The sequence below is a fragment of the Roseomonas acroporae genome (assembly GCF_023223525.1).
Classification (GTDB): Bacteria; Pseudomonadota; Alphaproteobacteria; order Acetobacterales; family Acetobacteraceae; genus Roseomonas_E; species Roseomonas_E acroporae.
Genome location: NZ_JALPRX010000177.1, coordinates 1 through 8034, shown reverse-complemented (window position 1 = coordinate 8034; position 8034 = coordinate 1). Strand labels below are relative to the sequence as shown.

The 8034-nt window shown below is 70.4% G+C and carries 11 protein-coding genes; all 11 read left to right on the top strand.

What is annotated here, in order from left to right; genetic code table 11:
• Positions 1 to 299 precede the first annotated feature (299 nt).
• Entirely contained in the window at positions 300 to 767 is a 468-nt protein-coding gene (locus M0638_RS27415; RefSeq protein ID WP_248670135.1) for a hypothetical protein, read from the top strand.
• 3 nt (positions 768 to 770) lie between these two features.
• Entirely contained in the window at positions 771 to 1412 is a 642-nt protein-coding gene (locus M0638_RS27410) for a terminase small subunit-like protein (protein WP_248670134.1), read from the top strand.
• Positions 1413 to 1428: 16 nt separating this feature from the next.
• The gene (locus M0638_RS27405; protein ID WP_248670133.1) at positions 1429 to 2016 is read left to right on the top strand and encodes a terminase large subunit domain-containing protein; all 588 of its coding nucleotides are present in this window, start codon (positions 1429 to 1431) and stop codon (positions 2014 to 2016) included.
• Positions 2013 to 2570, top strand: coding sequence for an HNH endonuclease signature motif containing protein (locus M0638_RS27400; protein ID WP_248670132.1), 558 nt, complete (start codon positions 2013 to 2015; stop codon positions 2568 to 2570). Before M0638_RS27405 ends, M0638_RS27400 begins: the two co-directional genes overlap by 4 nt.
• Positions 2567 to 3301 (top strand): phage terminase large subunit family protein, encoded by a 735-nt coding sequence (locus M0638_RS27395; RefSeq protein ID WP_248670131.1) that lies wholly within the window; start codon positions 2567 to 2569, stop codon positions 3299 to 3301. The genes M0638_RS27400 and M0638_RS27395 overlap by 4 nt, the downstream gene beginning before the upstream one ends.
• Before the next feature lie 60 nt (positions 3302 to 3361).
• The gene (locus M0638_RS27390; protein ID WP_248670130.1) at positions 3362 to 3583 is read left to right on the top strand and encodes a hypothetical protein; all 222 of its coding nucleotides are present in this window, start codon (positions 3362 to 3364) and stop codon (positions 3581 to 3583) included.
• Between the two features lie 3 nt (positions 3584 to 3586).
• The gene (locus M0638_RS27385; RefSeq protein ID WP_248670129.1) at positions 3587 to 5332 is read left to right on the top strand and encodes a portal protein; all 1746 of its coding nucleotides are present in this window, start codon (positions 3587 to 3589) and stop codon (positions 5330 to 5332) included.
• Positions 5325 to 5642 (top strand): Bbp19 family protein, encoded by a 318-nt coding sequence (locus tag M0638_RS27380; RefSeq protein WP_248670128.1) that lies wholly within the window; start codon positions 5325 to 5327, stop codon positions 5640 to 5642. The genes M0638_RS27385 and M0638_RS27380 overlap by 8 nt, the downstream gene beginning before the upstream one ends.
• A gap of 44 nt (positions 5643 to 5686) precedes the next feature.
• Positions 5687 to 6325, top strand: coding sequence for a hypothetical protein (locus M0638_RS27375; RefSeq protein WP_248670127.1), 639 nt, complete (start codon positions 5687 to 5689; stop codon positions 6323 to 6325).
• A gap of 82 nt (positions 6326 to 6407) precedes the next feature.
• Complete coding sequence (locus M0638_RS27370) at positions 6408 to 7463, top strand: major capsid protein (protein ID WP_248670126.1); 1056 nt, start codon at positions 6408 to 6410, stop codon at positions 7461 to 7463.
• Complete coding sequence (locus tag M0638_RS27365; RefSeq protein ID WP_248670125.1) at positions 7463 to 8005, top strand: hypothetical protein; 543 nt, start codon at positions 7463 to 7465, stop codon at positions 8003 to 8005. The genes M0638_RS27370 and M0638_RS27365 overlap by 1 nt, the downstream gene beginning before the upstream one ends.
• Positions 8006 to 8034: the final 29 nt, after the last annotated feature.

The following is an 8034-nucleotide window of genomic DNA, read 5'->3' as shown; positions in this document are numbered from 1 at the left end:
TGACACGCATGGCGCCCGCGGCGAATGGCGCGTGGAGATCCGCTCTTTCCGCGCCTGGATCCGCCGCCACAACGCCACCTGCCAGGAGCCGGGAGCGTGAGCGGCCTTGTCCCAGGGCCCAACGAGTGGCCCGCGATGTGGACCTACTCCTTCCGCGGAGTGCTCTTGCTCGGCGAAGCCACGCAGGAGCCACACAGCAGCCCGCCAGACCCCCAGGCCGCTGCCGCACCACCAGACGGTGGGCAGACAGGCCTGGGCGGGCAGCGCAGGCCGCGCACGGGGGATGTGGGGAGGGTGGGGTGATGCCAGCCCGCCGCTGGACCCCCGAGCGCGACGCCGCCTTGCTCGCCCTCTACGCCCGCACCGGGCCCGAGCGCCTGCTGTGCGGAGAGATTGCACGCCTGCTGGGCGCGTCGTTCTGGGCAGTCCGGCACCGCCTCAGCCGCCTCGGCGCCCGGCGTACCGACTGGACTGCGGGGAGAGGGTTCGCCATGTGCCAAGGACCCAAGCCGGGCGACCGCGTGCTGGACGACGACCCCGACGCCCAGCCGACCGGCCGCGTCACCCATACGCTGCACAAGGTGCGCTGCCTCGGGCAGGGCGAGCCGCACATGTTCTGGTCCCGTGATCCGCGCGCGCACCGTGTCTGCGACCGCTGCCAACGCCTGGGCGAGCAGGGCGTCTCGGATGCCCCAACGTTGCACGAGGACTGGGCCGACCTCGCTCGCCGGGTGCGGCGGGAATACACCAACGGACAGGATCGGTAGGCGATGAGCGACTGCCCGGCGTGCCTCAACGGCTGCGGCGGCGTGCGGAGCGATTGCCCGCTGCGGGATTGGTCCGAGCCATCGCCGCGTCGCGGGAGGCCGAGCACCTATCGGCGGGAGGTAGCAGACCGCATCTGCGCCGAACTAGCGGCGGGGCGCAGCCTGCGCTCGATTTGCGAGGCCGAGGGCATGCCGCCTCGGTCCACGGTTGAGGGATGGGTGATAAGTGACTGTGACGGATTTGGCGGCCGGTACGCGCGCGCGCGCGACCTGGGTCTGGAGCAGATGGCCGACGAGACAATCGCTATCGCCGACGATGGCCGCAACGACACATCCACGGATGAGGACGGCCGGACCCTCACCAACTACGATGTGATCCAGCGGTCAAAGCTGCGCGTGGACACACGCAAGTGGATCCTCAGCAAGCGGCTGCCCAAGACCTACGGCGACAAGCTTGACCTGACCCACTCCGGCGAGGTCGCCGTGCGGGACCTGACCGATGACCAGCTCCTCGCCCAGCTCGCTTCCGCCCAGCGCCTACTCCGCGATCTCGGCATTCACCTCGGCGGCAGCGGAGATGAAGCGCCGGAAGGAGAGGCGCAAGCTCTGGACCTATTATCCGGACAGCGGCCCCCTGAGGCGTGAGCTGTACCCGAAGCACATGGAGTTCTTTGCCGCCGGCGCGCAGCACCGCGAGCGCCTGATGCTCGCCGCGAACCGCATCGGCAAGACCGAGGGCATCGGTGGGTACGAGACGACGCTACACCTGACCGGGCGCTATCCGCACTGGTGGCAGGGCCGGCGGTTCGACCGGCCGATCCGCGCGTGGGTCGCAGGCAAAACGAACGAAACCACGCGTGACATCGTGCAGACGAAGCTCTGCGGGCCGGTGACGGGCTCGGGCTCGACCAAGGCGTTCGCCGGCACCGGCCTGATCCCCGGCGATGATCTGGTGGAGAAGCCGGCGTGGAAGGCCGGGCTGTCGGACCTCGCGGACACGGTGCGCGTCCGGCACGTCTCGGGCGGCCTCTCCACGCTGGGCATCAAGAGCTACCAGCAGGGGCGCGGCTCATTCGAGGGCACGGAGCAGGATCTGATCTGGCTGGATGAGGAGCCGCCGATGGACGTGTACGCCGAGTGCCTGGTGCGGACGATGACCACGGACGGGCTGGTGCTGCTGACGTTCACGCCTCTCGAGGGAATGAGCGAGGTGGTGCTGTCGTTCTTGGAGGATGGGAAGGCGCCATGACCCGCCACGTCGTCACCGCGAAGGTCTGCATCATGTGTGGCGAGGAAAAGCCCAGGGCGGCCTTTTATACATACCCCTACACCACGAACCAAGGGAAGCGGAGCGTCCGGCTGGAGAGCCGGTGCATCCCTTGCTCTCGATCGCGCAGGAAAGATGACTACGCCCGCCACGGGGAGGCACGGCGTGCGACCGCTCGGCGCTACAAAGACGCGAACCGAGAAGCCGTGGCAGCCCAGGTCCGTGAATACCGAACGGCCAACATCGACCTGCTTCGCCGGCAACGGGTGGTATCAGAGCAGAAGCGCCGTGCCGGCGCTCGGATCAGCAGTGCCGAAAGTCGAGCCCTGATTGAGCGAGTTCTGGAGGAGGCAAGGTTCGGTGACCGCTACCTTGATGCCTACACGGGAGAACTGATCGACAAGCCCGAAATAGACCACATCGTGCCCCTGAAGGCCGGCGGTGAACATGTCTACGAAAACCTCTGTGTGACATCGGGTAAGGTGAACCGCTCAAAGCACGCTCGCCCCCTCTTGCTGTGGATGGCAAGCCGATGAGCCGGTATGTGGTCACAGCTACTTGGAGCGATGTTCCTCATCTTACTGAGAACCAGAAATCCGAACTGCTGGCCTCCATCCCCCCGTACCAGCGCGACGCGCGATCCAAGGGCATCCCGCAGCTCGGCAGCGGCGCCATCTACCCGGTGGCCGAGGAGACGGTGATCGAGGAGCCGTTCGAGCTGCCACCCTACTGGCCGCGCGGCTACGCCCTCGACGTGGGCTGGAACCGCACTGCCGCCGTGTGGGGCGCGCACGACCGGGAGACGGACGTGGTGCACCTCTACGCTGAGCACTACGTCGGCCAGGCCGAGCCGGCGACCCACGCGCAGGCGATCCGGGGGCGGGGCGCCTGGATGACGGGCGCCATCGATCCGGCATCGCGCGGGCGCGGGCAGAAGGATGGCGAGCAGCTTCTTCAGGCATACCGCGACCTCGGGCTGAACCTCGCGCCGGCCGCCAACGGGGTGGAGAGCGGGCTGTTCGAGGTGCTGGTTCGGCTCCAGACCGGCCGGCTGCGCGTGTTCCGCACCCTGCAATCGTGGCTGGGCGAGTTCCGCCTGTACCGGCGCGATGAGCGTGGGCACGTGGTGAAGGAGCGGGACCACCTGATGGATGCCACCCGCTACCTGATCGTCTCCGGCGTGCCGATGTTCGGGGTGCCGCCCGACGCTGCGGACCGGATCCGCGGCCGTCGCAACGTCGCCATCTCCGCGCCCGACCCGTACTGACGCCGCCGCACTCCCCCGTGGAGTGCCAATCGCCCGCGCCCACACCATCCCGGCATGTGCATGGGCGCCAAAACCCCCGCCGTCCCCGAGCCGACGCCGGCCGTGGTCCCGGCCGCCATCCCCGATCCGCCGACCAAGGCGTCCGCTGACGTGCAGGGCGCGCGCGGTGCGGCCCGTAACCGCGGGCTCGCCGCCGCCGGTACCACGTCCACGCTGCTCACCGGCGCGAGCGGGCTGAGCACCACGGCGACCAACGCGCCCAAGAGCCTGCTGGGGCAGTAGCCCATGCCCCTCGACGCCGCGCCGCCGCGCCAGCCGAGCCGCCCGGCCCAGCACGAGGGTCGCGAGGTGGGCGAGATGCTGTCCCGCCTCAACCGGCGGCTCGCCAGCCTGCGGGCTGCGCGCGACCCCTACATGGCGACGTGGCGCGAGCTGCGCGACTTCATCCTGCCGGCGCGCGGGCGGCTCGACACGCAGCCCCAGCCCGGCGACACGCGGCGCGGCCGGACCGAGCAGACGCGCATCCTCGACCGCACGGCCACCAAGGCGGCCGCCGACCTCTCCGCGTTCCTGATGGCCGGCATGACCTCGCCGGCCCGGCCGTGGTTCCGCCTCACGGTGCCGGATCAGGACCTCGCCGACGTGTCCGAGGTGCGCGCCTGGCTGGACGAGGTGCGCGACCGGATGAACAAGGTGTTCGCCGCGAGCAATTTCTACAACGCGATGGCGACCCTCTACACGGAACTCGCCGGCTTCGGCACGGGCGCGGTGCTGATCGTGCAGGACTACGACACGGTCATCCGCTGCTACCCACTGACCGCCGGCGAGTACATGATCGGCCTCGACCAGCGGCTCCGGGCGGACACGCTGTACCGCGAGTACGTCATCACCATCGGGCAGGCGGCGGCGCAGTTCGGGCTCGAGAACCTGAGCATCGGCGCGCGGCAGGCGCACGAGGCCGGGCGGCTGGATCAGGAGATCGTGGTCTGCCACGCCATCGAGCCCAACGAGCGGCGTGACCGGGCGCGGGGCGACTGGCGCCGGCTGCCGTGGCTGTCCGTCTGGTGGGAGGTGGGGCGGCAGGGCGAGCGCGCGCTGAGCATCCGCGGCTTCCACGACTTCCCCGTGATCGCGCCGCGCTGGGACGTGGTGGGCTCCGACCCCTACGGCCACGGGCCGGGCGAGGACGCGCTGCCCGACGTGAAGGCGTTGCAGTTCCTCAAGCGCAAGCGGGCCCGCGTGGTGGACAAGATGGCCGAGCCGCCGCTCGTGGCGCCGGCCAGCCTCGCGCAGAGCCAGATCAGCGTCCTGCCCAACGCGGTGAACTTCGTGTCGGACGCCGCGACGGCGAAGCTCTCGCCGCTCTACGCCATGCCGCCGCACACGCAGTCGCTTGACCTCGAGATCGCGGAGGCGCGGGAGGCGATCCGGCAGACGTTCAAGGGCGACCTCATCACCATGTTCGCCGCCTCCGACCGGCGCGAGATGACGGCGGCCGAGGTAGCGGCGCGGTCGGAGGAGAAGATGCTGATGCTCGGGCCGGTGCTCGAGCGGTTCCACGACGAGGCGCTGAACCCGGTCATCGACATCGTGTTCGGCATCATGGCGCGCGGCGGGCTGCTGCCGCCGATCCCCGATCTGCTGCGCGGCCGGCACGTCGAGCCGGACTACATCTCCCTGCTGGCGCAGGCGCAGAAGGCCATCGGCACCACGGCCATCGAGCGGGTGGTCGGGTTCGTCGGCAATCTGGCGCAGGCCGTGCCCGAGGTGCTGGACAACCTCAACACCGACGAGACGGTGGGCGTCTACCACAACCTGCTGGGCGCCTCGCCGCGCATGCTGCGGGGTGACGACGAGGTGGCGGCGATCCGCAAGGCGCGCGCCGAAGCGGCGGCCAAGGCGCAGGCGATGGAGCAGGCGCAGGCCATGGCGGCCTCGGTCAAGCAGGGCGCGGAGGGCGCGCGGCTGCTGAGCGAGACGCAGACAGGGGCCGGTCAGAACGCGCTCTCCCAGATCCTCGGCAATGGCTGACCTCGACGACTACCTCGACCCCGGCGGCGAGGAGCGGCGCGAGCGCGACGCGCTGGCCGAGCGGGTGGCGGCCGAGGATGCGTGGCGCGCGGTGCTGGCGTCGCACCACGGGCGCCTCGTGCTGGCGGCGCTGCTGCGGCAGAGCGGCTACCTCGGCCCGAGCCACACGCCGGGCGATCCGCTGAGCACGGCCTACCGCGAGGGCGCGCGGGCGCTGGGCGGCGTCATCCATGCGCGGGCCATGGCGCTCGACCCGGCCGGCTGGCCGCGCCTGTGGCGGCTCATCGCCGCGGGCGAAGAAAGCGCTTGACGGCGGGTTGGAGTGCCATTGCGCCGCGCTCCTAGCCTGACAGCATGTCGGAAGCGACCACCACACCCGATCCCGCCTCGACGCCCGCCGCCTCGCCGGATGGCGTGACGAGCCTGCTGGGCGACGTCGCGCCGGCCGCCCCGGCCGAGGGGCAGGCGCCCGCGCCGGCGGCCGCCGAGCCCGAAGTCGAGCGCGTCGGCGCGCCCGAAGGCGACTACGCCTACACGCCGCCCGAGGGCGTGACGCTCGACCAGCCGATGTTCGAGACCTGGACCGCGCAGGCGCGCGAGGCCGGGCTGACGCAGAAGCAGTTCGAGGCGCTGACGCCCAAGGCCGTCGAGCTGGTTTCCGGCATCCGCGCCGCGCAGGTGGAGGCATGGAACGGCCTCCAGCGCGAGTGGCAGGCGACCATCGCCGCCGACAAGGATCTGGCCGGCGCCACGCCAGGCACGCTGGCGCCCGAGGCGTCCGCCGCGGCGAACCGCTTCATCGCCGCGCACGGCGGGGCCGAACTGGCGAAGGCGCTGGCGCTGACCGGCGCCGGCAATCACCCCGCCGTGGTTCGCGCCTTCGTCGCCGCCGGCAAGGCGATGGGCGACGACACCGGCGCGCTCCAGCCGAGCAAGTCGCCAACCTCGGAGGGCGCGTTCTTCGACGCCCTGTACCCGTCCATGCGCCGGTAGGAGCGCAGGCCCGCACGCCGCCCTTGGGCAAGGCAGCACGCAACGCCGTGAGGCGTCGCATCCCTGAGATGGACCCTGCCCTATGGCGATCCTGACGAACAACGTCCTCACCCTCGCCGACTATGCCACCCGCCTCGGCCCGGATGGCACGCTCGCCCCGCTCATCAACATGGTCAGCCAGAACAACGAGGTTCTGGAGGACATGCTGTGGATGGAAGGCAACCTGCCCACCGGCCACAAGACCACGCAGGTGGTCGGCATCCCGCAGGCCTCGTGGCGCCTCCTGAACTACGGCGTGCCCTACGTGAAGGGCCAGACCGCGAGCGTCACCGACACCACGGCGATGCTGGAGGCCTACACCAAGACCGACAAGAAGCTGGTCGATCTCGCCTCCAACCCCGCCGGCTTCCGGCTCGGCGAGGAGAGCATCGTCATCCAGGGCATGTCGATCCAGATGGCGTCGGCGCTGTTCTACGGGAACAACCAGGCGAACCCGGCGATGTTCACCGGGCTGGCGCCGCGCTACTCGACGGTCAACACCGGCACCGCGCCGAACGCGGCCAACGTGCTCGACGCCGGCGGCACCGGCTCCGACAACACCTCCATCTGGCTGGTGGTGTGGGGCCAGAACAGCATCACGGGCATCTACCCGAAGGGCTCGCAGGCCGGGCTCCAGCACGAGGACGTGACGACCAACGCGCCGGTGCTCGATGCGGCCGGCAACCCGTACCAGGCGTACCAGTCGCACTACATGTGGGACTGCGGCATCTCCCTGCGCGACTGGCGCTACGTGGTGCGCATCGCGAACATCAGCATCGCGGCGCTCAAGGCCGGCACGGGCCCGAACCTGATCGACCTGATGATCCAGGCCGTGAACCTGCCGCCGGTCATGCCGAGCGGCGCGGGCAACGTGCAGGGCACGGCCGGCGACGGCGGGCGCGCGGCGCCGGTGACGATGGGGCGGGCGGCGATCTACTGCAACCGCACGGTCGCGACGTGGCTCCAGATCGCGTTCCGCAAGGAGCGCACCGCCTTCACCAGCGTGGAGACGGTGATGGGCCGCACCATCACCTCCTTCGAGGGCATCCCGATCCGAAAGACCGACGCGCTGCTCAATACGGAGGCGCGGGTCGTCTGATGGCAGCCCTCTCCCGTCACGATCGGCAGGCCAAGGCCGCTGCAATTGCGGCGGGCGAGGCGCATTACATGCCCGAGAAGCCCTGCGGGCACGGTCACGCTTCGCCGCGTGGGGTCAACCACGGCCGTTGTCTCTCCTGCGCGGCACAGCGGCGCGCGGAGTGGGTCAACGTCAACCGCGAAAAGGTGCGCGCGGCCGACGCGGCGGCGCATCGCCAAAGGCGCGCAGAGAAGGCGGTCGCCGAGGGGCGCGAGCCGGTCCGCATCGGACGTATGCCGTTTCTGACCGCCGAGCAGCGGATTGCCAACAGGCGGGCCAACAGCCTCCGTTACTGGCGCGAGCGACCCGGCCTGCACTCGGCCATGAATGCCGCCCATCACGCCGCGAAGCCGGAGCAGACGATCGCTCGTGTGGCGAAGCGCCGTGCCCGGAGGAAACAGGCCGCAGGGACCTTCACTGCTGCTGACATTCGCGCGTTGCGGCTCGCGCAGAAGGACAGGTGCGTGCTCTGCCTCAAGCCCTTCGGGTGCGTATTCCGGTGATCGCGATCGGCTGTTCCGGTGGATCCTGA

Bases quoted from the DNA above. Each gene is read 5' to 3' on its own strand.
- M0638_RS27410 (WP_248670134.1), top strand. From the start codon at position 771: ATGAGCGACTGCCCGGCGTGCCTCAACGGCTGCGGCGGCGTGCGGAGC.
- M0638_RS27405 (WP_248670133.1), top strand. From the start codon at position 1,429: ATGGAGTTCTTTGCCGCCGGCGCGCAGCACCGCGAGCGCCTGATGCTC.
- M0638_RS27400 (WP_248670132.1), top strand. From the start codon at position 2,013: ATGACCCGCCACGTCGTCACCGCGAAGGTCTGCATCATGTGTGGCGAG.
- M0638_RS27395 (WP_248670131.1), top strand. From the start codon at position 2,567: ATGAGCCGGTATGTGGTCACAGCTACTTGGAGCGATGTTCCTCATCTT.
- M0638_RS27390 (WP_248670130.1), top strand. From the start codon at position 3,362: ATGGGCGCCAAAACCCCCGCCGTCCCCGAGCCGACGCCGGCCGTGGTC.
- M0638_RS27385 (WP_248670129.1), top strand. From the start codon at position 3,587: ATGCCCCTCGACGCCGCGCCGCCGCGCCAGCCGAGCCGCCCGGCCCAG.
- M0638_RS27380 (WP_248670128.1), top strand. From the start codon at position 5,325: ATGGCTGACCTCGACGACTACCTCGACCCCGGCGGCGAGGAGCGGCGC.
- M0638_RS27375 (WP_248670127.1), top strand. From the start codon at position 5,687: ATGTCGGAAGCGACCACCACACCCGATCCCGCCTCGACGCCCGCCGCC.
- M0638_RS27370 (WP_248670126.1), top strand. From the start codon at position 6,408: ATGGCGATCCTGACGAACAACGTCCTCACCCTCGCCGACTATGCCACC.
- M0638_RS27365 (WP_248670125.1), top strand. From the start codon at position 7,463: ATGGCAGCCCTCTCCCGTCACGATCGGCAGGCCAAGGCCGCTGCAATT.